General features: G+C 39.8%; 2 protein-coding genes. Both read left to right on the top strand.

The features are described from left to right. On the top strand, positions 1-535 hold a 535-nt coding region (locus FC87_RS06615), incomplete at its 5' end, for a C40 family peptidase (protein ID WP_191979375.1). A 107-nt stretch (positions 536-642) separates the two neighbouring features. Continuing rightward, positions 643-1,282 (top strand): KxYKxGKxW signal peptide domain-containing protein (locus tag FC87_RS06610; RefSeq protein ID WP_035422485.1); only part of this gene is annotated, 640 nt, incomplete at its 3' end.

The following is a 1,282-nucleotide window of genomic DNA, read 5'->3' as shown; positions in this document are numbered from 1 at the left end:
CGGTGGTGACGGTCGGATTGTAACGGGACTTTGTGACTGGTTTGGCTCAACGTACTACTTTGATCCAAGCACCTACTTAAAAGTAACAAATGAATGGCGCTTAACAGATCGGGGCTGGTCCTATTTTGATGGAAATGGAATCTTACAAGATACTAAAGATACGCAAAAAGCTGAAAATATTATAAATGTTGCTAGTAGATTTATTGGCTGGGGCTACCGTTGGGGTGGCTCCAACCCTAGTACAGGATTTGATTGTTCAGGACTGACGAGCTATGCGTTTGCCCAGGCTGGAATTAGTTTACCGCGAACAGCAGCTGATCAATACTATGCTTCAACAAAAATTGCTGCTAATCAAGCCCAGCGTGGTGACTTAGTGTTCTTCTCAAATGGTAGTGGTATTTTTCATGTCGGCATTTATTTAGGTAATAACCAGATGCTTGATGCCGAGTCGAATGGCTTAGGAATTCATAGAGTTTCAACCTTTGCTTATTATTCTGGGGCCGCTTCATTTTACGGTCGCTTCTTAAACTTATAAAAGTTAAAAGCATTTTTAATAAGATTGTAATAATTTTATTGTCGTATCTATTATATAATCGCTTTGTGATAAAAATTTACTAACTTTTAATTAGTGGGAGGAAAATAATGAGCTTTGGTAGTAACGAGAAAAAAACTCGCTTCAAAATGTATAAAGCTGGTAAGTCATGGCTAATTGCTGCAACCGTCTTTTTATCATTGATTGGTTTAAGCAATGCGACCATCCATGCTGATGATACCGCGACTGCCGCAACCCCTGTAAGTAGTACCAACCAGTCTCAGTCGGATTCAGAAAATACAACTGGGCAATCGTCTGATACTACCAATTCAGAAAAGCAAGTCGTGGCTACGAAACCAACCGCAGTTGCTGAACAGCAAACGCAGACGGAGCAACAACCAACAAAAACTGATCAATCGAGCACAGATACTAATAAGGTTGAAACTAACCAAACTGATAACGATAAGTCAAATACAGAAATTCCTGATCAAACGAAAACCAATCAGGATAGTGCAACTAGTTCGTCAACCAATGATAATCAAGCTAATGATTCTCAAAAAAGTGATGATAATCAACCTGCTACCGATTCTGATAAAGATTCAAATCAGCCAGATCAACCAGCTGATTCACAGTCAGATGCTCATAAAGCAGTAACTGATGACGTACACCAAAATGACACAATCAAAGATTCTCAGCAATCAACGACAAATGAGCAGCCGGAACAAGCTAAACCAGAGGTAGCTGCTGAAA

Source organism: Fructilactobacillus florum DSM 22689 = JCM 16035 (assembly GCF_001436645.1).
In the GTDB taxonomy this organism is placed as follows: domain Bacteria; phylum Bacillota; class Bacilli; order Lactobacillales; family Lactobacillaceae; genus Fructilactobacillus; species Fructilactobacillus florum.
Note: the sequence above shows the minus strand (reverse complement) of the source record. Positions and strands in the feature narration are given on the sequence as shown.